General features: G+C 57.5%; 19 protein-coding genes and 1 tRNA gene. 7 read left to right on the forward strand and 13 right to left on the reverse strand.

The genetic code is table 11. The annotated features are described in order from the left end of the window. Positions 1 to 6: 6 nt before the first annotated feature. Entirely contained in the window at positions 7 to 1,158 is a 1,152-nt protein-coding gene (nhaA, locus tag GBCGDNIH1_RS18525) for a Na+/H+ antiporter NhaA (protein WP_011631907.1), read from the reverse strand. 249 nt (positions 1,159 to 1,407) lie between these two features. Between nhaA and GBCGDNIH1_RS18530 the strand changes: the two genes are divergently transcribed. The 6 genes from GBCGDNIH1_RS18530 (at position 1,408) to GBCGDNIH1_RS18555 (ending at position 7,912) form a co-directional block, all read left to right on the forward strand. Continuing rightward, complete coding sequence (locus GBCGDNIH1_RS18530; protein WP_011631908.1) at positions 1,408 to 2,151, forward strand: ABC transporter ATP-binding protein; 744 nt, start codon at positions 1,408 to 1,410, stop codon at positions 2,149 to 2,151. After that, a complete protein-coding gene (locus GBCGDNIH1_RS18535) occupies positions 2,148 to 2,879 on the forward strand; it encodes an ABC transporter permease subunit (RefSeq protein ID WP_011631909.1) in 732 nt (243 codons plus the stop codon). The genes GBCGDNIH1_RS18530 and GBCGDNIH1_RS18535 overlap by 4 nt, the downstream gene beginning before the upstream one ends. A 1-nt stretch (position 2,880) precedes the next feature. After that, positions 2,881 to 4,869, forward strand: coding sequence for a Gldg family protein (locus GBCGDNIH1_RS18540; RefSeq protein WP_011631910.1), 1,989 nt, complete (start codon positions 2,881 to 2,883; stop codon positions 4,867 to 4,869). A gap of 67 nt (positions 4,870 to 4,936) precedes the next feature. Then, the gene (locus tag GBCGDNIH1_RS18545) at positions 4,937 to 6,109 is read left to right on the forward strand and encodes a DUF4340 domain-containing protein (RefSeq protein ID WP_011631911.1); all 1,173 of its coding nucleotides are present in this window, start codon (positions 4,937 to 4,939) and stop codon (positions 6,107 to 6,109) included. Then, complete coding sequence (locus GBCGDNIH1_RS18550) at positions 6,106 to 6,555, forward strand: NUDIX hydrolase (RefSeq protein ID WP_011631912.1); 450 nt, start codon at positions 6,106 to 6,108, stop codon at positions 6,553 to 6,555. The genes GBCGDNIH1_RS18545 and GBCGDNIH1_RS18550 overlap by 4 nt, the downstream gene beginning before the upstream one ends. A gap of 127 nt (positions 6,556 to 6,682) precedes the next feature. Continuing rightward, positions 6,683 to 7,912, forward strand: a complete 1,230-nt coding sequence (locus GBCGDNIH1_RS18555; protein WP_011631913.1) for an MFS transporter — start codon at positions 6,683 to 6,685, stop codon at positions 7,910 to 7,912. Between the two features lie 19 nt (positions 7,913 to 7,931). Here the strand turns inward: GBCGDNIH1_RS18555 and GBCGDNIH1_RS18560 are convergent, their stop codons facing one another. The 7 genes from GBCGDNIH1_RS18560 to GBCGDNIH1_RS18590 all read right to left on the reverse strand — a co-directional run bounded on the left by GBCGDNIH1_RS18560 (position 7,932) and on the right by GBCGDNIH1_RS18590 (position 14,368). Then, the gene (locus GBCGDNIH1_RS18560; protein WP_011631914.1) at positions 7,932 to 8,492 is read right to left on the reverse strand and encodes a cytochrome b; all 561 of its coding nucleotides are present in this window, start codon (positions 8,490 to 8,492) and stop codon (positions 7,932 to 7,934) included. 137 nt (positions 8,493 to 8,629) lie between these two features. Further along, complete coding sequence (locus GBCGDNIH1_RS18565) at positions 8,630 to 9,520, reverse strand: metal ABC transporter substrate-binding protein (RefSeq protein WP_011631915.1); 891 nt, start codon at positions 9,518 to 9,520, stop codon at positions 8,630 to 8,632. Next, entirely contained in the window at positions 9,517 to 10,371 is an 855-nt protein-coding gene (locus GBCGDNIH1_RS18570; protein WP_011631916.1) for a metal ABC transporter permease, read from the reverse strand. The genes GBCGDNIH1_RS18565 and GBCGDNIH1_RS18570 overlap by 4 nt, the downstream gene beginning before the upstream one ends. 9 nt (positions 10,372 to 10,380) lie before the next feature. After that, a complete protein-coding gene (locus tag GBCGDNIH1_RS18575) occupies positions 10,381 to 11,169 on the reverse strand; it encodes a metal ABC transporter ATP-binding protein (protein WP_232449691.1) in 789 nt (262 codons plus the stop codon). Positions 11,170 to 11,385: 216 nt separating this feature from the next. Beyond that, positions 11,386 to 12,297, reverse strand: coding sequence for an alpha/beta fold hydrolase (locus GBCGDNIH1_RS18580; protein WP_011631918.1), 912 nt, complete (start codon positions 12,295 to 12,297; stop codon positions 11,386 to 11,388). Between the two features lie 41 nt (positions 12,298 to 12,338). Then, positions 12,339 to 12,851, reverse strand: coding sequence for a Fur family transcriptional regulator (locus tag GBCGDNIH1_RS18585; protein ID WP_025318978.1), 513 nt, complete (start codon positions 12,849 to 12,851; stop codon positions 12,339 to 12,341). Between the two features lie 65 nt (positions 12,852 to 12,916). Next, positions 12,917 to 14,368 carry a carbohydrate porin gene (locus GBCGDNIH1_RS18590; protein WP_051496876.1) on the reverse strand — a complete coding sequence of 484 codons (1,452 nt, stop codon included), beginning with the start codon at positions 14,366 to 14,368 and terminating at the stop codon, positions 12,917 to 12,919. A gap of 174 nt (positions 14,369 to 14,542) precedes the next feature. On the opposite strand from GBCGDNIH1_RS18590, the gene GBCGDNIH1_RS18595 reads away from it, so the two are divergent. Continuing rightward, a complete protein-coding gene (locus GBCGDNIH1_RS18595; protein WP_025318976.1) occupies positions 14,543 to 16,006 on the forward strand; it encodes an ATP-binding protein in 1,464 nt (487 codons plus the stop codon). A gap of 6 nt (positions 16,007 to 16,012) precedes the next feature. Here the strand turns inward: GBCGDNIH1_RS18595 and msrP are convergent, their stop codons facing one another. The 5 genes from msrP to gyrA all read right to left on the reverse strand — a co-directional run bounded on the left by msrP (position 16,013) and on the right by gyrA (position 21,718). Continuing rightward, the gene (gene msrP, locus GBCGDNIH1_RS18600) at positions 16,013 to 16,957 is read right to left on the reverse strand and encodes a protein-methionine-sulfoxide reductase catalytic subunit MsrP (protein WP_025318975.1); all 945 of its coding nucleotides are present in this window, start codon (positions 16,955 to 16,957) and stop codon (positions 16,013 to 16,015) included. Between the two features lie 613 nt (positions 16,958 to 17,570). Further along, positions 17,571 to 17,646: transfer RNA gene (locus GBCGDNIH1_RS18610), tRNA-Lys, on the reverse strand. Between the two features lie 175 nt (positions 17,647 to 17,821). Next, positions 17,822 to 18,325: a peptidylprolyl isomerase gene (locus tag GBCGDNIH1_RS18615; RefSeq protein ID WP_025286635.1), complete on the reverse strand. Its 504-nt coding sequence runs from the start codon at positions 18,323 to 18,325 to the stop codon at positions 17,822 to 17,824. 92 nt (positions 18,326 to 18,417) lie between these two features. Further along, positions 18,418 to 18,969, reverse strand: coding sequence for a pantetheine-phosphate adenylyltransferase (gene coaD, locus GBCGDNIH1_RS18620; protein ID WP_011631925.1), 552 nt, complete (start codon positions 18,967 to 18,969; stop codon positions 18,418 to 18,420). Next, on the reverse strand, positions 18,962 to 21,718 hold the full coding sequence (gene gyrA, locus GBCGDNIH1_RS18625) for a DNA gyrase subunit A (protein ID WP_050748541.1): 2,757 nt from the start codon (positions 21,716 to 21,718) through the stop codon (positions 18,962 to 18,964). The genes coaD and gyrA overlap by 8 nt, the downstream gene beginning before the upstream one ends. Positions 21,719 to 21,884 lie beyond the last annotated feature (166 nt).

Consider the following 21,884-nt stretch of genomic DNA (forward strand, 5'->3'; position numbering starts at 1 on the left):
CTGCTTTTATCTGTCTGCAACAGCAGGACCGCGCAGCAATATGTAGCCACATAACCCGGACAGCATGGAACCTGACAGGATGCCGAGCTTGATCTGGTTCACGGCCGCAGTGCCGGGAAACGCTAGAATGGCGATGAACAGGCTCATAGTGAAGCCAATGCCACAGAGAAAAGCGATCCCGATTCTATGCCGCCATGTGATGTAAGGCGGGAAACCGGAAGCACCGGATAATTGGAGAATACTGACAGCCCCCAGCACTCCCAATGGTTTCCCCAGCATCAGGGCTGCCCCTACCCCTAATGTCAGCGGCGATAACATCTGTCCGACTGTTACGCCATGGAGACTGATCCCCGCATTGGCAAAACCGAACAGAGGTAAAATCACGAACCGAACAGGCCATGACAGCATATGTTCCAGACGCATGAGCGGAGATGCCTCGTCATGTCCGGCCGGGATCAGCAGCGCCAGTCCTACACCCGCAACAGTGGGATGAATGCCGCTTTTCAGGGTCAGCCACCAGAGCGGGACCCCTGCCAACAGATAGGGAAACAGCGTTCTGACCCCTTGCCGGTTCAGCATCAGCAGCAGCCCAAGAATGGCCGCGACCCCTGCCCCCGGCAGCACGGATAGAGTCCCCGTATAAAACAGGGCAATCACGATCACGGCCCCCAGATCATCGACAATCGCCAGGGCTGTCAGAAAGACTTTCAGAATCCCTGGAACGCGCGATCCCGCCAGTGCCAGCACACCAAGGGCAAAAGCAATATCGGTGGCTGTCGGAATGGCCCATCCGCGCAGGGCCTCTCCAGAATGATTGAAAGCAACGTAGATGATCGCTGGAACCACCATGCCGCCGATGGCTGCAACGCCCGGCAGGAGACGTTGTGACCAATGTGAAAGATGACCGTAAAGAATTTCCCGTTTTATCTCCAGCCCGGCAAGCAGGAAAAACAGCGCCATCAGCGCATCATTGATCCAGCCCCGCATAGTAAGCGGACCAGTTTCGATATTCAGCCAATATTCATAGGAGGCCTGCCAGATACTGTTGGCGAACACCATGCCAATGGCTGAGGCTGCCATCAGCATAACACCGGCAGCCGCTTCGTGGCTCAAAAGAGCTGATGAAGGAAGAAGGCGAGCATGATGACGATTTTGCACGTGTTCCCGTTAGCATGGCGCTTGTCTTCTCAGCAAGCGGCCCTGTTGTCCAAACCGTCATATACTGCACAAAATACGATTTTTATTGCTATTTATGCATATATATAATCATAAAAAGCATGATTATTTTACCCAATATCTCGAATGGTGTTTGCCCGGCATAAACAGCCCTTCCCCCTCTTGCGTCCATGCGGAGTTTCCCCAATCAAATTCCGCTCAGGGAGAAAAACGCCGGGGAGATAATCGGCATTGGGCGCGTTAATAGAAATCGAGCGGCTGACGAAGCGGTTCGGAACCTTCACAGCCGTCGATGACGTCTCGTTTGCGGTCAAAAAAGGCGAAGTTCTGGGTTTTCTGGGGCCAAACGGGGCCGGAAAATCCACGACCATGAAGATGGTATCGGGGTTCATGACCCCGGATGGCGGTACCGCCAGAATCGGTGGTCACGATGTTCGTCATGATACGATCGCTGCACAGAAACTGCTGGGCTTTCTGCCGGAAGGCGCCCCCAGCTATCCGGAAATGACGGTGCAGGCTTTTCTGCGCTTCATTGCCACAATACGCGGGCTGAGCGGTGCGGAGGCGCGTAACCGCATTGCCGAAGCCATGGAACGCACGCAGCTTCAGGGGGTAAGGCTGCAACCGATCGAAACCCTGTCGAAAGGGTTTCGTCGACGCGTCGGTCTGGCGCAGACCTTGCTGAATGATCCCCCTGCCCTTGTGCTCGATGAGCCGACGGACGGGCTGGATCCCAATCAGAAGCATGAAATTCGTTCTTTGATTGCGGAAATGGCGCCTCGCAAGGCCATCATCATCAGCACTCATATTCTGGAAGAGGTTGAGGCGATCTGCACCAGGGCGATTGTCATCGCCCATGGACGCATCATCGCGGATGAAACGCCTGCGGCTCTGGCAGAACGCCATCCATCACGCAAACTCGACGATGTCTTCCGGACCCTGACCCAAACTCCCGACAGGGAGCGCATGATATGAGAACCATCCTGACCATCGCCCGGCGGGAACTGGCCGGTTATTTCGCCACACCGGTTGCTGTGGTGTTCATCGTCATTTTCCTGCTGTTGCAAGGCATTTTGACCTTCAATCTGGGTGATTTCTTCAACCGTAATCAGGCTGATCTGGTCGTTTTCTTCCAGTTCATCCCGTGGGTGTTTCTGTTGCTGGTTCCGGCGATCACCATGCGTCTCTGGGCGGAAGAAAGGCGGCTGGGCACTATCGAGCTGCTGCTGACCCTGCCGATCCGGCAGTCAGAAGCCGTTATCGGCAAATTTCTGGCCGCCTGGGCTTTTTGCGGGATCGCGCTGGCGCTGACTTTTCCCTTCGTCATCACCGTGAATTATCTGGGGGAGCCGGATAATGGCGTGATTGCCTCCGGCTATCTGGGCGCTATGCTGGTGGCGGGCGCATTCCTGTCGATCGGGGCTGCCGTCTCAGCCGTGACCAAAAATCAGGTCATCGCTTTCGTGCTGGGGGTTGCGGTGTGCTTGCTGTTTGCGCTCGCTTCCTATTCCGCCGTCAATGACTTCCTCAGTCAGACGGTGCCCTCCATCGTGCCGCTGATCCGCCGTTTCAGTGTCGTGGACAGGTTTCTGGATTTCTCACGCGGCGTCATCTCCGTGCGCGATCTGGTTTTTTTCGCCTCGTTCATCGGATTTTTCCTGTTCCTGAATACGGTCATCCTTGAGCACAAGAAGGCGGCATGAGATGAGCGATCTGAAGACAGCCGCCGGGATGCCGGGCGGCACCCAAAGTCATGCCCCTCAGGGTAGCCCCCCTCAGGGCAGACAGCGTATCTGGCCCTCCGTGCTGGGGGTGGTATCGGTTGCCGGCCTGCTGATCGGCGCCAATATGCTGGTCGATGCCAGGCTGCCGCAGGTGCAGTGGGATGTGACCAGTAACCGCATCTATACGCTGTCGGACAGCACTGTTTCCGTGCTTTCCCATCTGCAATCACCGATTACGCTGAAGTTTTTCTATTCGCCGCCTCTCGGCGCACGGATTCCGAAATATGGCTCCTATGCCGACCGCGTGCGGGAAATGCTGGAGCAGTACAAGCGGCTTTCGCACGGGATGCTCTCCATCGAGTTCTATAATCCGGAGCCATTCAGCGAAACCGAGGATCGCGCCATCGGCAATGGCTTGCAGGGCGTGCCGCTCGATCAGAGCGGAGAGCAGGTCTATTTCGGTCTGGTCGGTTTGAACCGGCTGGATGGTCGTAAGATCATTCCGTTCTTCCAGCCGGACCGGGAGCGGTTTCTGGAATATGATCTGACTCGTCTGATCTATGACCTGACCGATCCGCAAAAGCCTGTCGTCGGACTTCTGACCGATTTGCCGATCATGGGCAGCGGTCAGTCTCTGGTTTCGACCCGGCGCATGGGACCGATGAAGCCATGGGCCATCGTCAATACGCTGAAAGAAGTCGCTGATCTGCGGCCTGTTCCCATTTCGGCCCAGTGGATTGATCCTGGGATTCAGACGCTGATCGTGGTGCATCCGCAGCATCTGTCCGAAGTGATGCAGTATGCAATCGATCAGTTCATCATGCGTGGCGGCAAATTGCTGCTGGCGGTTGATCCCGACAGCGAAACACAGGCTCTGCTGCCGCCTGATCCTGCCCAGAAACGCCAGCAGGATGGGCCTCCGAGCTATGCGAGCAACCTGCCCAAACTGCTCTCCGGTTGGGGCGTGTTGTATGACCCGGATACAGTGGTGCTGGACCCGAACGGCGCATGGCGGGTCCGTACGGAGGATATGAAAACAGGCTCCACCAATTATCTGGCCTGGTTCAACGACCGTGACGGGCTGAACCGCCATGACCCGATTACCGCGGATCTGACACAGGTAACGGTGGCTGCGGCCGGAGCGCTTCGCAAAGCACCGGATGCAAAAATCAGCTTCGAGCCGCTGCTGTCCTCCAGCCCGGAAAGCGGATCGATCCCGTCCATTCGTACCTCTCATGATCCTGATCCGCAGCGTATTGCGGCAGAGTTCCATCCCTCCGGTGGCCCCCGCGTCCTGGCTGCCCGGATCCGGGGCCACCTGAAATCAGCTTTCTCCGGTAAACCCGATTCCGTGGCATCCCTGAAGGACCTGCCTGACTATCTGCCAGAGACGAAAGGGGATGCCGATATTGTCATCCTGTCCGATAGCGACATCTTTGCCGATCGTTTCTGGGTGCATGGCTCGGATTTCTTTGGCAAGGAAACGCTTCAGCCGTTCAGCGATAACGGGATTTTCCTGTCCCGAATCGTCAGCGCCCTGACCGGGAACAAGGCGCTGGGCGGTATCGGAGGCAGCAGCATTACCGTGCGGCCTTTCACGGTGGTGGAAACCATGAACCGCAACGCTCAGGGACGGTTCCGGCAGGCTTCTCTGGCCCTGCAAACCCGCTTGCAGGCGGCTCAGGACAAGCTGATAGCCCTGCGTCAGGGCCAGTCGGGCGATGGCGCTGCCATGGATGACGACGCTATCTCCGCTGCACAGGAAAAGGAAATCCAGTCGGCCCAGCAGGAAATCCAGGAGAGCAGAAAGAAGCTGCGTCTGGTTGAGCATGATCTGAGCAAGGATATCAGCACGCTGGAGACACGCCTGCGTCTGCTGGATATCGGTGCCGTGCCGCTGGCGCTGATTGCCATTGCGCTGGGGATTGCCACCATCCGCCGCATCAGGCGTCAGAGGGCACGCAGATGAGGACAAACTCTTCCATGTCCCTGCCCTGCCTTCTCCTGAAACGACCGTTTATTCGGAGGAACGCGCCATGACGCCGCGCTCATCCCTTTTTCTGGCCGGGGCTGCTGTGCTGGCTCTGGCTGGCGGCTGGTATTTCGGTCCGCATGCCGTCAGTCTGACAGCTGTTGCGGTGCATCAGGGGGAAGCCGCCTTTCCGGCCCTAATGGATAAAAACCGTCTGGACAGCATCCAGACCATCACTATCTCCCAGTTTGGTCAGAGCATGACACTGGTCAAGACACCGGATCACGGCTGGACCGTGCCTCAATTGGGCGGCTATGTCGCCCGGCCTGCGAAAATCAGGGGATTGTTGAATACGCTGGTTAGTCTGCGGCTGACTGAGCCGAGGACCAACCATCCTGCGGAATATCCGCTTTTGGGTGTGGCGACGCCCGATCCGGCAAAACCGGCCAAATCCGACGCGACAGTCATTCGTTTGCAGGATGGAAAAGGCGATCTGGTCGGAGAGCTGATCATCGGCCATCGCCAGAGCGCCGGAGATATTGAGGGCGTGGTCCAGCAGACGGACAGCACGAATGCACCTGCTACCACCCGTGGTACCTATATCCGCCGTCATGGGGATGACTATGTATGGCTGACCAAAGATGCGCTGGAGTTCAGCAACGATCCGCAGGATTGGGTCGATCCGGTGATTATCAGCATCAATGCCGCGAGGCTGGATCGGGTGCATATCACGCGACCGGACTCTGCGCATGAACCGGTGCTGACGCTCAGTCGGAAAGGTGACATGTTCAGGCTGACAGAGCCGGCAGATGCGCCGCGTACCGACAGCCATGCAGTGGCCGATACGCTTCAGGCACTGAGTGATCTGGAATTCACCCATATCAAACCGGCTGCTGCAATCAGCGGAGTAACCGAGGCCCAATCCGTGTTCGAGACGCAGGATGGGCTGACCGTCATCGTCAATCAGATCAAGGTTGGTGATGAGACATGGCTGACATTCTCGGCCAAGGCAGCGCCGGGCAGCGAGGCTATTGCCAACACCATGAACAAGGCGGTCGGTCCATGGGCTTTTCAGGTGCAGGATTATAAGGAACGGGCCCTGTTCCCCACGCTGCAACTGCTGAAATCCGTGGAACATGTTCCCTCCGGCGCTGCGGGCGAGTCAGAGATACCGACCACCATGCCGCTGCCGAATATCGGCCCCCGTGCAGTCCCCCCTGTTTCTGGCGGACCATGACGGAGGACTGTCCCCGCCTTTATCCGGCGCGACCGCTGGTTGGCGTCGGTGTCGCTCTTTTACGTCCGGATGGAGCTGTGCTGCTGATCAGGCGGGGCAAGCCGCCTGCTGAGGGCTGCTGGACCCTGCCCGGGGGTGCACAGCGTCTGGGCGAACGCGCCGAGGATGCTGCCCGGCGGGAGTTACAGGAAGAAACCGGTCTTGTGGCGGGAGCATTGTCTCTGGTCGCGCATGTGGACAGCATCACGCGGGATGAGGCCGGCCGGATCGCTTATCATTACACGATCCTTGATTTTGCGGGTCTCCATCCGGGCGGAAATGTCTTTCCGGCTGGAGACGTGGTTGCGGCAGACTGGGTGATGCCGGAAGTATTTGATCGTCTTGGTGTCTGTGCCGAAACTCGACATGTCATCGGCCTGGCGCGCCAGACGCTGTCCTTGACCTGAAACTCGACCGCAAGGCTGCCACCCACCTGCCACGGTAGCAGGATAAGAGCTGAACGCTCACATTACGCGCTGTCAGAAAAAGGTTGAACACGCCCCGTCATGGTCTGCGGGGCATGGAGTATGGCCCGTGAGTGGACAGATAACAGCGCAGCCGGCAACGCTGCCCGGCGGCAACACGACTGAAACCCGCAACGAAGGCACCGTCTTCGCCATTCTGATCGCGATCAGCATCAGCCACATGCTGAACGACATGCTGCAATCGCTGCTGCCTGCTGTCTATCCGATCCTCAAAACCGAATTCAGTCTGCAATTCCGCGATATTGGCTTGTTGACCCTGACCTATCAGATGACAGGCTCCATTCTTCAGCCCCTGATCGGGCTTTATACGGATCGCAAGCCGAAGCCGTTTTCGCTGGCTTTCGGAATGGGATGCACGCTGATCGGGCTTTATTGTCTGTCCATTGCCAGCGGGTTTAACGGATTGCTGGCGGGAGCGGCAATTGTCGGCCTTGGCTCGTCAATTTTTCATCCTGAAAGCTCTCGTGTGGCACGGCTGGCTTCCGGTGGACGCCATGGTTTTGCGCAGTCCCTGTTTCAGGTGGGCGGGAATGCGGGGGCGGCGATCGGTCCCCTGCTGGCTGCCTTTATTGTGCTGCCGCACGGCCGTTACGCCATCGGCTGGTTCTGTGCCGCAGCGCTGCTTGGCGTTATCATTCTGACGGCTGTCGGGCGCTGGTACGGAGCAATACACCGTCAGAAAAAGCGTGTCGTCAGGCACACTGTGCAGGCTCTTCCCCGGGCAAAAATCGCTTTGGCGATGACGGTACTCTGTGCGCTGGTCTTCTCGAAATATTTCTACATGGCCAGCTTCACCAGCTACTACACCTTTTACCTGATCCATCATTTCGGGGTTTCGGTGCAGTCGGCTCAGCTTTATCTGTTCCTGTTTCTGGGCGCCGTCGCCGCGGGGACATTCGCGGGTGGACCAATTGGCGACAGGATCGGGCGGAAATATGTGATCTGGTTCTCGATCCTCGGCGTGTTGCCGTTCACGCTCATTCTACCTCATGCCAGCCTGGCCTGGACCGCTATCCTGAGTGTTGCGATCGGCCTGATCCTGTCCTCGGCCTTCGCCGCCATCGTGGTCTATGGTCAGGAATTATTGCCGGGGAATGTCGGTGCGGTGGCCGGGCTGTTTTTCGGTCTGGCTTTCGGCATGGGCGGGATTGGAGCCGCTCTGCTGGGGTGGCTTGCGGACAAAACGAGCATCGAGACTGTCTATGGTCTCTGCGCCTGGCTGCCTGCTTTCGGCATCCTTGCAGTGTTTCTGCCTGATCTGGAGCGGCGGAGGTATTAAGCCTCCGCCTGCAACAGCTTTACGGCAGCATACGCTGAAGTTCGGCTTCCTTGTCGATGAGATGATGCTTGAGGACCCCACCGAAATGCAGCGCCAGCAGGCCATACAGCACATACCCTGCCCATAGATGCACCGAGCCGAACACAGCCCGCAGGGATATCCGCAGGCTGGTCTCCAGCGTATCAATCGGAGGAATCAACGGCAGATGCACCGTATTGAACCAGTAAAAAGGATGCGGTGCATCCCCTTTCCATGCCGATTCATGGAGCCATCCTGACAAAGGCAATGTCAGCATGACGAGGTAAAGCAAGCCATGCACCGTGTGGGCAGCGTATTTCTCCCAAGCCGGGTATTGGGCTGGAAAGGCCGGCGGCTTATGACCCAGACGCCAGAAAATACGCAGCAGAACCAGCCCCAACACGGTGATACCGATTGATTTATGGACGCCGAATACCTGCCTTAGCGAGGATTCCGGCCAATAATCTGCACTGAGCGCCAGACCGATATTTGTCAGGATCAGGGCTGCCACCACCCAGTGAAAAAAAATGGCCGTTCTTGAATATCTTTGAACCGTTTCCATCAGTCATTCCTCTTCGTCTTTATCGTTCCCAGCCCGGGATGCAGGATGGTTGCTGCTCCAGCAAAGAGCGAAACTGACGGAAAGAAAAGCTAAACTATCGTCATGATTGTAGGAGAGGTTTATTTCACCCGGCCTGATTATTGTCCGCGGACTGCGGCCAGCAGCACCGTCATGTTGTGGCGGAACATATCCGGATAGGTGGCGGCAGGCCCGCCCGGAGGCGAGAGGGATTCCACGAACAGAGTTCCACCCTGCTTCGCACCGGTGGCTGCAGCAATCTGTTTTGCCAGCCGGGAATCAACAGAGTTTTCAAGGAAATACTGCGTGACATGCTCAAGGCGGATTTGCTGAATCATGGCCGCTACGGTTTTGGCGGATGGCTCATTATCCGTCGTCAGCCCAAGCGGTGAGAGGAAAGTCAGGCCATATGCATGGCCGAAATAGCCCAGCGCATCATGAGTGGTCAGAACTTTCCGTTGTCCCGGCGGAACCGACTGAAAGTCACGGCGGGCTTCCTCATCCAGACGGGTCAGAACGGCGATCAGAGCCGCTGCACGCTGGTGAAAATCCGCAGCCTGACCGGGGTCGATCTTTATCAGCGCCGTCTCGATATTACGAGCATACAGAATGCCGTTTGCAGCACTGTTCCAGGCGTGTGGATCAACCACCGAATGACCATTTTCCTGCATGGTCAGCGGTATCAGGCCCGCACTGGCGGTCACGATCTGACCACGCGGGCCGGAGGCGGCAACCAGACGCTCCATCCATCCTTCAAGGCCGAGGCCATTGATCAGAACAAGATCCGCCTCGTGCAGACGGCGTGCGTCATCCGGTGTCGGTTCATAAGTATGAGGATCACCGCCCGGAGGCACAAGGCTGGTAACCTCCACATCATTGCCGCCGATCTGCTTTGCCATGTCGGCCAGTATCGAGAAACTCGCTACCACGTGCAGCCTGCCTGCCTCTGCATGGGATGCACCGACTGTGGTCAGCACAACCAGCAATGTAGCCAGTATGCGGGCAATCATGCGTTGCGTCCTCTTAACAGCAGACCATGGCGGCTGAAAAACAACGAAAACAGGTAGAAAACGGCGGCACTCAGGACGATGGACGGTCCGGATGCAACGCCGAGATGGAAAGAAACAATCAGTCCGGTCAGCCCGGACAGACAGGCAATGGCGCTGGCCAGCGCCATCATTGGCGGCAGAGCTTCTGTCCACAGCCGCGCGGTTGCAGAAGGAAGCATCATCAATCCCACCGCCATCAGCGTCCCGAGCGTCTGAAACCCGGCAACCAGATTGATAACCACCAGAAACAGAAAAATGAAGTGAATCACCGGTCCTCGCCCACTGACCATGAACAGAAAACCGGGATCGAAACACTCCATCACCAGCGGGCGGTAAATGATCGCCAGAGTGATCAGTGTGACGGAGGCAATAGTGCCGATCAGGAACAGGGAGGAAGAATCAATTGCCAGAATCGTGCCGAACAGCACATGCAGCAGATCAATGCCCGATCCCCTCAAGGAGACGATCATGACCCCCGCTGCCAGTGAGGTCAGGTAGAAACTGGCAAAGGCGGCATCCTCTTTCAGCACTGTGACCCGACTGACCGAGCCGGATAACAGCGAGACGGCCAGCCCCGCAATCAACCCGCCCACCCCCATGGCAGGCAGGGAAAGCCCGAATGCCAGAAAGCCCAGTGCCGCGCCGGGTAGCACGGCATGGCTCATCGCATCGCCGACCAGACTCATGCGCCGCAATAGCAGGAGGACACCAACCGGTCCTGCTCCCAGACTGAGCGCAATGCTGGCCAGCAAGGCGCGTCGCATAAATCCGAACGTGACGAATGGCTCGATGATGGCCTGATAGACAGTCATGGCATGGCCCTAAAGGAGCTCGGCCGAATCAAGGGAGGGCTGGCCATTCACCAGCACCCGTGCATGCCGGATATTAGCGTCGGACAGGACATCCTGCGTTTTCCCCCACGCGATGGGTTGGCGGGCCAGCAGCAAGGTTTGCGGAAAATACCGGCGTATCTGTTCCACATCATGCAGAACGGCGACGACAGTGCGTCCTTCCTGATGCCATACATTGATTAACTGAAGCAGATCCGCCGTTGTTCCCGCATCGACGGCATTGAATGGCTCATCCAGCAGGAGAAGGCTGGCATTCTGCATCAGCAGCCGCGCAAACAGCACCCTTTGCAATTGTCCTGAAGACAGGGAGCCGATCGTGGTGTCCATACGTCCCTGCATTCCGACCGAAGCGAGGGCAGATCTCATTTCAGAATGGAGAGTCTCGCAGGCACCCCGGACCGGTCCAAGACGACGCCACGCCCCCATCAGCACGGCATCTGAGACAGTCATGGGAAAAGAGCGATCGATATCTGCAACCTGCGGCAGGTACCCGATGGTAGAGCGCTCCGCACCGCCAAGATCAACCTTGCCTCCTGACACAGGTACAATCCCGGCAATGCTCCGTAGCAAGGTGGATTTTCCGGCTCCGTTTGGTCCAGCTATCGCCGTCAGGCTGCCTGGGTGAAATAGCCCGGTCACGCCATCGACTGCGATATGGCGACCGAATGTCACCCGCACATTATGCAAGGAAACAGAGCATCTGCCACCGCTCCCATCAGAACGTGCCCCTTGAGAATGTTCGTTTTTGAGCATGCTCATGGAAGTGAGACGGCCCAGAGAATTCCCAGCCACAGACACGCCAGAACAATGACGGCCCCCAGCATACGTACAGGGACCGCGCATGCCAGCAGGGAAGTCACACGAGATTGGCGAAACGACAGAAAACGGAACATAGGAGGGACATTGTGTTATGTTATAACATATAATCTCAACGCCGCTTTTTACGCAATGTGCCGCCGGATAAATTCAGACCTGTTACCCCAAAAAAGCCGTAATATGCGGGGACAGAGTGGCTGCATGTTCTTCATGCATGGCCAAAGCTCCTTTGCTCCATAGCACCATCCTGGACGGCGTCGGTTCGATCGCCTGCATGTCGGAGCGTGAACGTGGCGGCGTGGCATCTCCACATACAATAAGCGCCCTGCCGCCAAACCGGTCGAGCATGGTCTGGAATGCAGCCCGTGTTCCTGCGGGATCCAGCCCGCCAGTCACGAAGGAGGCCGATGCATAGCGTGCACCGGGTTGCCGGGCGACAGACTGCTTCGCCGATACCCGGGCATCAGTGATCGGCTCATCATACACGTGCCTGCGCATCATGGCGCCGATCACACGATGATGTGTGTTCAGATGATACAGGATCTGACCGATACCAGGTGCGCGGATCAGGCTGCGGATTGCCGTCCGGAAGGCTGGCCGCATGCCCATCACCTTCAGTGGGCCTTGCCATGTTGGCGCCAGCAGCACCAGCCGCTTCACCCATGGGCGATCGGCAGCACAGGCCAGAGCATATCCTGCAGCATGTCCTGCCGCTAGAATGGAGCATTCCCCGTCGACAGGGAGCAGCCGATCGGCCAGAAAAGCCAGACAGGCATGATAGAAGGCCGGAGAATAATGTAGTCTGGCCCGGCTGGAGGCCCCAAACCCAGGCCAGTCAATCAATGTGCAGGCATGGCCATCCGCCGCCAATCTGCGCGCCAGTGGCCGCATTTCATCCATCGTCGAGATCGTGCTGAATGCGGGAAGCATCAGAACAGGACGCCCCTCCCCGATCGTTTCAGTAGCAATACCGATCACATGGCGCTGCCACCGCCACGGGATGATATGGCGCGTCATAATGGAATCGGGGGGTGCTGCTGCCGTATCAGCGTGCCAGGAAGGGGCCTGCATGAAGCGGCTTTTCCTGTTGCGCGCAGGTGATGAGCCTTTTGTCACGCGGGCTGGCATGACGCACAATCGAAATGACCATCCGCATTCTCATCGTGCTCGCCATGTCCTTGCCCATCGACACAGTCGCTGCACTGCCCCGTCAGTTCCACAGTCGGCTGATCCAGCACGAATCCCTGCGCTCGCCCCAGATCGGCAGTGGCTTTTGCGATGGTTCGGTCATGTGCTTCCACGACCTTGCCGCAGGATCGGCAAATCAGAAACTGCACGGCATGCGGATGGTCAGGATGGGCACAGGCCACATAGGATCGGGTCGTTTCCAGACGATGCACCAGCCCTTCTGCCAGCAGAAAATCCAGCGCCCGGTAAATAGTAACCGGCTTGACCATGGGATCAACCGGTCGCAGCCGGTCCAGAAGGTCATAGGCCGATAAAGGCATACCTGCCTCCAGCAGAACCGCCAGAACTGCCCGTCTTTGCCGGGTGAAGCGGCTGCCGGCACGCAGACAGATGGCATCGGCGGCTGCCAGCGCTTCCGCCACTGCTTTTTCGCTCATCGGCACGCTGCATTCTCCCGTAGACAATCCCTTTGTAACAGGGAGCCTCGATCAGGACAGCCCCGTCAGAAAGTGATGGTCGTTCTTAGCCCCATTATCAACTCATTCCCGATACGGGTGGATGGATTGGTGGGCAGAGCCAGACCTGCGCTGGGATTGAAAACATACTGCAAATCCGGCTGAAGCAGCCACCAATGCGTTATACTTGCCTGATACGTAAGTTCGAAAACTGTTTCAGACCCTTTTTGAACGACGCCATTTTGCGGCTGTATAAATCCGTTTCCCTTGCCGTCAGAGACATGGGAATAGGCAACCGAAATGCCGATTGTGTCGAGATCTCTTTTTGGAATCAGTCCTTTGTAGGTTAATCCCGCATTGACGTTGAATGAGACGAGATTACGGTCCGAGGGAGCCGAAATAATTTCAATGAAGGTGCCCAACCCCTGATCTTCAGTATCTTTTTCACGATAAAGCATCTGATCGGCGCTGAAATACACGGCCCAGTCGTTACGATAGGTCAGGATCGCATGGCGATTTGAAACTGGCGTAAGACCAACTGTGGAAGCGGCATTATTGAAAGAAGCCGAGTTATAATAGCTGCCGAGATGATAAAAACCGGGCAGTCCGTCCTTTCCACCATGATGCAGATCGTATTGAAACTCGACGATCGCAAACAGGCCGTCATTGATGGGAAAAGCCGTGCCGGAGGGGTTTGTGACGTAACTACCGGGATTACCGTTATAAGCTCCGATCAGCAGGGTATATTCCGGACGGGGCTGGAAGCGAAATCGGAGACCTGGCGTCGGCAGGGGAAAGGCGTTGCCGCCATTAGGCAGATCGACCGAGGGCAGTGTCGGCCAGCCGAAACCGCCATTGATGAACAGCATGGAATAATAGCTGATCATGAATTCATTATCGACAGATTGCTGACCAAGACGCAGAGAGAACAGCCCATCCCAAAGCGACTGATCCAGCCATAATTCATTGAGTCTGAAGCCGCGATCCGCTTCCAGTCCACTCGCAGTATTCAGATCTGACAGATTATCCAGCGTAATGCTGCGTCCATGGAAGTGAAACGCGCTGACGTTGAATTGAAGACCTGGAATACCGGCCAGTTTCTCGAGATTTGTAGTCAAAGCGATGGAAGTCAGACCATCATAGACAGCCCCCGTGTGCAAACCGCCGGTCAGATTGCCGAGAACCTCGCTCTGCTCCATCATCGAAATGTTGACACCTTTCTCATTGAGATAGGTGCGCATATGGAACGGATCACCGATCAGGTAATCACGATCCCATAGCGGTCCATCATAGGATTCGTTTTCCCCAAGCGGTGGCGCAACTGCCAATGGCATCTGCTGGTTGGCTTCAGGCGCGGCAAAAGTCGGGGGGGGGATCAGACTGAAACTGTCAGAAAGATCCCCGAAACCAAGAATAGACTGGGCATGGGACGGCGTAGAAAAGCCACACCAGATCGTGGCAGATAACACCGCTGACCGCCAGTTTAGAAAATGTGCCACATACGGTCTCATCATGAGCAGCCCGAAAACGTTTCGCCTGCTAGACGTTTTGTAACGCCTTGCCAATGAGAATAATTATTAAAAATTACTGACATTTTACCATCACCTGACGGGCTACCCTCCATCCTCATCATCCGCTAGGGTCCGCCTGCTTCAGGGTTGATGGATACGGTGATGACCTTCGGGATCGATTTGGGAACCACGCGGGACGGGACGACTGCCCGGCTTGATCTTGAAGAACTTCTGGCAACCCGTTTGCTGGTGCAGGGAAATTCCGGTTCCGGCAAATCGCATTTGCTGCGCCGTATGCTGGAACAAAGCGCAAACTGGGTGCAACAGGCGATTATCGATCCCGAAGGAGAGTTCGTTACCCTCGCTGAGTCCTATAACCATCTGATTATTCAGGCGGAAGGCCGCAGCGAAGCATGGCTGCAAAGAACGGCAGAACGGGTGAGGCAACACCGCGCTTCTGTCGTCCTGAGTCTGGAAGGGCTGGATGCCGATATACAGATGCGGGCTGCCGCGGCCTTTCTGGGAGGTCTGTTCGATGCCGACCGGGATCACTGGTTTCCCATGCTGGTGGTGGTCGATGAGGCCCAGCTTTTTGCTCCAGCGGCGGCAGGCGAAGTATCCGACGAAGCCCGCCGCGCCTCACTCGGGGCCATGACCAATCTGATGGCCCGGGGGCGGAAACGCGGTCTGGCCGGGGTCATCGCCACGCAGCGACTGGCCAAGCTGGCCAAAAACGTTGCAGCGGAAGCCTCCAATTTTCTGATGGGCCGCACTTTTCTGGATATCGACATGGCCCGTGCTGCCGATCTGCTGGGTCTGGAACGTCGTCAGGCGGAAATGTTCCGTGACCTTCAGCGTGGACAGTTCATTTCTCTGGGGCCAGCCCTGTCACGCCGTCCGGTGCAAATCCAGATTGGCAGTGTGCAGACGGGTGCCCGCGCTGCCCCGCCCGCTCTCACTCCGCTGCCCCCCGTTGCGGCGGAAGATGTACGGGATCTGGTTTTGTCAGGGCCGGAGCCGGAAGCAAGGCCCCTGCCGCCCCGTCGACCGACATCCCCTCCACCGCTGGATGTTGCCGAGCAGTTGGCCCGCTTCCAGCCAGCCCAGAATACTCTGCCGCTCCCTCTGACGGAGCAGGAGAAGGGGGAGCGTGATCGTAAGGTACGCGACATCCTGCGTGATATTCTGGACGATCCGGAGGCAGGGTTCAGGCCGCTCAGCGTGCTGTATCAGGATTTTCTGGTGCGTTGCCGTATTCATGCGATCACCGGGGATGCTCCAGCGCTACCCCAGTTCCGCGCCATGCTGGCAACTGCCCGTGCCGGGATAGATGCGGAAACCGAGGCGGGTGGCCCATGGCAATCAGCCGTGGAACGCAGCCTCATGCTGCCAGACGACATGCGCGGTGTTTTCCTGATGCTGGCGCGAGCCGCTCTGGAAACACTGCCCTGCCCCTCCGATGAGGAAATTGCCCGTGCCTACGGAACACGCTCGCTCGGACGGGCCAGACGGTTGCTGGGCTATATGGAGGAAAAGAACCTTCTGGTCATGCGTCATGATCGGTCCGGCCTGCGTATTCTCACAATGGTCGAACTCGGCTGGGAAACCGCCCCTGCCGCCGCATGAAAGGGGCTACATGAAAAGTTTCTCACGGCTCCGCCCCGTATAAAGCGAGGCGACCTGTTCCGCGTAACCATTATATAGCAGTGTCGGTACACGCTCATCGCTACCGATCAATCGTTCTGAAGCCTGGCTCCAGCGAGGATGCGACACATCGGGATTAACGTTGGCCCAGAACCCATATTCGCGCGGGCCGGTCTGCTCCCAGAAAGTTTTGGGACGTTGATCGGTAAAGCTGATGCTTGCCAGTGATTTGGCAGATTTGAAGCCGTATTTCCACGGTACTACCAGGCGCAATGGAGCACCATTCTGTGGCGATAGAGGCTTTCCGTACAGCCCTGTTGCAATGAAAGCGAGCGGATGGGTGGCCTCATCCATTGCCAGTCCTTCAGTATAGGGCCACGGGTACCATATCTGGGCCAGACCGGGCATCTGGTCCGGCTCCATTCTGGTTTTGAACACGACATAGCGTGCTCCGGAAAGCGGTTCTGCCAGTGCGATGAGATCGGCAAGCGGAAACCCCATCCATGGCACGGTCATGCTCCATGCCTCGACACAGCGATGGCGGTAGATACGTTCCTCCACCTTCATTTTGCCCAACAGATCTTCAAAGGCGATGGTGCGAGGTTTTCCTACCATGCCATCAATGGTCAAAGACCATGGATGCAGTTGCATGGCCTGGGCCGCACTCACAATGTCTTTGGTAGAACCGAATTCATAAAAATTGTTATAGCTGAGGACATCCTTCTCGGCCGAAAGTGGACGGCCCGCTGATGGAATATCGGTTTTCGAGGCGGGAGAAGATCCGGCAGCATAAGAAGGACCACCATACAGGGTGGTCGACAGCGCAGGTACCGCCAAACCCGCCCGTAAGAGAGAACGGCGGCTAAGACGATTTTTCTCTGGCGATACAGATGCTTCGGATATAGCCCAATCTGGTCGAACGGTGATGAACATGGGATCCCTTATCCTGTCCTGAACATGCTGTGTTGCTGATATGGTGCCGTTAAGCTTCTGAACAATCTTTGCAGTCATATTGACTGGGTGGAATTCAATGGACTCATACGATATGGCTATCCGTCGGTGGGCCGGTCGCATTGTTGTGATCGTTATGGCATTGATGACCTGCATCAACCTGTATCGGGCCTGGCAGGCTCACTAAACAGGTCGATCAATTCGCTCTTATTGCAAGAAACAATGCATTTATTGCATACTCCCTGACGCAGTAGCCTTTCAGGCCTGATTTGCCTGACGGCTTCCTTGTCCCGGAGTTATAGTGTGATGGCAGGTGGTCATAGGTCACTCGCAACCGACCTCGCCCTGATCGTCAGGCTGGAAGCTTCTACCGGAGAAGACCGAGTCACGATCGGGAGATTGCAACTGTTGCGTCTGCTGGCCCTGGCAGGTCTGGACAGAACAGAGGCGTTCTCGGCTCTCACCTCCGCCCGCACCCGCACCGTGCATATCTCGAAAGAACGGCTACATCCCGTACTGCTAATGGCACGCCGAAGAATCGAGGCATGCCAAAATGAACAAGCCAGCACAGATCAGACAGAATAAAATAGATATATGGTGAGCCCGGTGGGACTCGAACCCACGACCTACAGATTAAAAGTCCGTTGCTCTACCAGCTGAGCTACGGGCTCCCATAAAAGCAATGCGTGGCGCTTGGATGCCCCGCCATTGCGTGCCCGGCTAATTGGCCGAGACGCGGCTCCGGGTCAAGACCCTGAAGCCGATTTATCTTGCAAAACAAGGGGCATCCGCACCAGTCCGGGCGAATACCCCTTTTTTGCAGCACTATGACTCTGAAGAAAAAAGTTACTGCGGATCGCTGGCCAGACGCATCTTTACGATACGGTCGGGATTCTGGACCATGCCACTGCCACCGGAGCCGCGCTTGATCTTGTCGACGAATTCCATGCCCTGAATGACCTTGCCCCAGATGGTATACTGACCATCCAGGCTGGGGGCCGGAGCGAACATGATAAAGAACTGGCTGTTCGCGCTGTTAGGGTTCTGGGTCCGGGCCGCACCGACCGTGCCACGCAGGAAATGCGCGTCATCAGTAAATTCGGCAGGCAGATCAGGCAGCTTGCTGCCACCCGAACCGGTTCCGGTCGGGTCGCCGCCCTGCGCCATGAAGCCTTCGATTACACGATGGAAAGGGGTGTTGTCGTAGAAATGCTCGCGACACAGTTCCTTGACGCGTTCGACATGCTTCGGAGCCAGGTCTGGGCGTAGCTCGATGACGACGCGACCATAGGGCAGGTCGAGGTAAACCAGATTATTAGGGTCAGCCGCTTGGGCTTCGGTCTCGCTCATCGCGATCCCTCCGATCATTGCTGTTGTGGCTGCGGCGAGCAGAGTGCGTCGGCGCATGGTAGTATCCTCTCTGTCAGGTAAAGGGGCCTTGTTCAGACGGGCCTTTCCGGGTCAGGGACCGATGACGTCCTGACACGCGCAAGCGTACGCTGCAATGTCAGGGGAGGCACAAAGGTGGAAATATCACCCCCCAGCCGCGCGATTTCCTTCACGAAGCGGGAGGAGATGAATTGATGACGTTCACTCGCCATCAGAAACACTGTCTCGATATCCGGTGCCAGGCGATAATTAGTGCCCGCCATTTGTACCTCATAATCGAAATCCGACACCGCACGCAGACCGCGGACAATGATACTGGCACCATGCTGGCGGGCGAAGTCAATCAGGAGCGAGGAAAACGGCACCACCTCAATGATGGTTCCGGTTTTTCCCCCCAGCGTAACCGTTTCGGCACGAACCAGATCCACCCTTTCCTCCAGCGGAAAAACCGGATTTTTGCCGATATTGGCAGCCACCCCGATCACCAGACGGTCAAACATCCGGGCAGCACGGGTAATGACGTCCAGATGGCCGTTCGTCACCGGATCGAACGTACCGGGATAGACGCCGGTGCGCAGCATCTTGCCCTGTGTCGACTCAGTCATCTGAATCCGTCACCTGTCCATCAGGTGCTGCCGGAGCAACTGAATCGGCATCATCCCCATTATCATCGACAGACTCTGTCTCCAGCACCGGGAAAACACTGGTGACGACCTCATCCTTATCGACCCGAAACAGGGTAACGCCCATGGTAGAGCGTCCGGTAATCCGCACCTGATCGGCGGGAACACGAATCAAACGACCCGCGTCAGTGACCAGCATTACATCATCACCCGGCCTGACCGGGAAAGTTGCCGCGACGGCCCGACCATTGCGGGGAGCGAGATTGATATTGGCAATCCCCTGCCCACCACGGCCAGACACACGATAATCATAGGCGGAAGATCGCTTGCCGAAACCAGCAATGGTGACGGTGAGCAGGAATTCTTCGGCTTCTTCCAGCCCGGCGATCCGCTCCGGCGAAAGGGCTGTATCATCGACCGTGACCTCGGAATCATCCGCCTCCATGACCTCGGCATCGATCTGATCCTCTTCTCCAGCAGCACTGCGACGGCGGGCGGAGGCATAGCGCAGATAGGCTGCTCGCTCTTCCGGCGTTGCCTCCACATGCCGCAGCACGGACAGGCTGATGACCTCGTCTCCCTGCGCCAGTTTCATGCCGCGGACACCGGAGCTTTCGCGCCCGGCAAAAACGCGCAGCGTGTCCTCATTCGCCTGGAAACGGATGCAGCGGCCGAGGCGGGAGGCCAGCATAATGTCATCCCCCTCCCGACAGGTAGCGACGCCGATCAGGCGGTCACCTTCATCCAGCTTCATCGCAATCAGGCCGGAAGCCCGCACATTTTTGAAGTCGGAGAGGCGATTGCGCCGGATACCGCCGGAAGCAGTGGCGAACACCAGATGCAGCCCTTCCCACAGCGACTCATCCTGCGGCAGCGGAAGCACGGCGGTAATCCCGTCACTGCCCAGTTCCGGCAGCAGATTGACCAGCGCCCTGCCCTTGGCTGTCGGGCCGGCTTCGGGCAGGCGCCAGACTTTCTGGCGATACGCCTTGCCGCCGGAGGAGAAGAACAGCACCCATTGATGAGTGTGTGCGTTAAAGCTGCGGGTCACGATATCATCGCCACGCATGCTGGCAGCCGCACGGCCCCGTCCACCGCGATGCTGCTGACGGAACACATCCAGCGGCGTACGCTTGATGAAACCGTCTCGGGTGATGGTCACCACCATCTGACCCGGTTCGATCAGACTTTCATCATCCTGATCGGCAAGGCTGTCGTTGATTTCGCTGCGGCGTGGAGAGTTCAGCTCGGCCCGGATCACCGCCAGTTCTTCCCGCATGACTTCCATGCGGCGGATATGGCTGCCGATGATTTCCAGAAGCTCGCCAATACGGGCGGCGACTTCCTGCATCTCATTGTGGATCTTGTCGCGCTCAAGCCCGGTCAGGCGTTGCAGACGCAGTTCCAGAATGCCGCGGGCCTGCACTTCCGTCAGTCGCACTGTCTGCGCTTCGGTCAGCACATTGCCGCCATCATCGATCAGCGTGAGCAGCGGTGCCACATCGGCGGCCGGCCAATCGCGTTCCATCAAGGCGATACGGGCGCTGGTGCTGTCCGGACTCTGACGAATCAGGCGGATCACCTCGTCGATATTGGCCACAGCAATCGCCAGACCGACCAGCAGATGCGCGCGATCACGTGCCTTGTTCAGCTCAAACCTCGCCCGGCGAAGGATGACATCCTCGCGGAAACGAATGAATGTAGACAGCACATCCCGCAGCCCCATCAGGCGCGGTTGCCCGCCATCCAGGGCCAACATATTGATGCCATAGCTGATCTGCAGCTGGGTAAAGCGGAACAGATGGTTCAGCACCACATCCGGCGTGGCATCGCGCTTCAATTCGATCACCACACGCACGCCGGAGCGATCGCTTTCGTCACGGATATCGCTGATGCCCTCAATCTGCTTGGCACGCACCAGCTCGGCCATGCGCTCCTGCAGGGTGGCCTTGTTCACCTGATAGGGAATTTCGGAGATCACGATGGCCTGACGGCCGCCGCGCACTTCCTCGAAATCAGTGCGGGCGCGGACGGTGATACTGCCTTTCCCGGTCTCAAAAGCCGAGCGGATGCCGGAACGCCCGAGAATCAGGCCGCCTGTCGGAAAATCCGGACCGGGAATCACGGTCATCAATTCATCAAGAGTGATGTCCGGATTGTCGATCATTGCCAGAGTGGCGTCGATGACTTCAGTCGGGTTGTGAGTAGGGATCTTGGTCGCCATGCCGACCGCGATGCCATCCGCCCCGTTGACCAGAAGATTGGGATAGGAAGCGGGCAGAACGCGGGGTTCCATCTCGCTATCATCATAGTTCGGCTGGAAATCGACTGTATCGCGGTCAATATCGTTCAGCAGGAAGCTGGCGGAGCGGGCCAGACGCGCCTCGGTATAACGCGGCGCAGCAGCCGGATCGCCGTCCATGGAACCGAAATTGCCCTGACCATCAATCAGGGGCACCCGCAGGGAGAAAGGCTGAGCCAATCGCACCAGCGCATCATAAATCGCGGCATCACCGTGCGGATGGTATTTACCCATCACGTCACCATTGATGCGGGCGGATTTGCGATAGGGTTTATCCGCCGTATAGCCGCTTTCCTGCATCCCGTAGAGGATGCGCCGATGGACCGGCTTCAGACCATCCCGCGCATCGGGCAGCGCACGGCTGACAATGACGGACATTGCGTAATCGAGGTAGGAGCGGCTCATCTCCTCCTCAAGCGTGACCGGCATCAGCAGGGAGCCGCCGTTCGGATCGTCATCCGGCGGTGCAGACGGGGGATTGGTATGATCGCTCAATGCACTCTCACGAGATCAGTAGTAAACGGCGACACGGGTCAGGAACGATGACCCGTCCTTCCGATCCATACCATGCCTCCGTCATCCAACATAGACGGTT

This window comes from Granulibacter bethesdensis CGDNIH1, assembly GCF_000014285.2.
GTDB lineage: Bacteria > Pseudomonadota > Alphaproteobacteria > Acetobacterales > Acetobacteraceae > Granulibacter > Granulibacter bethesdensis.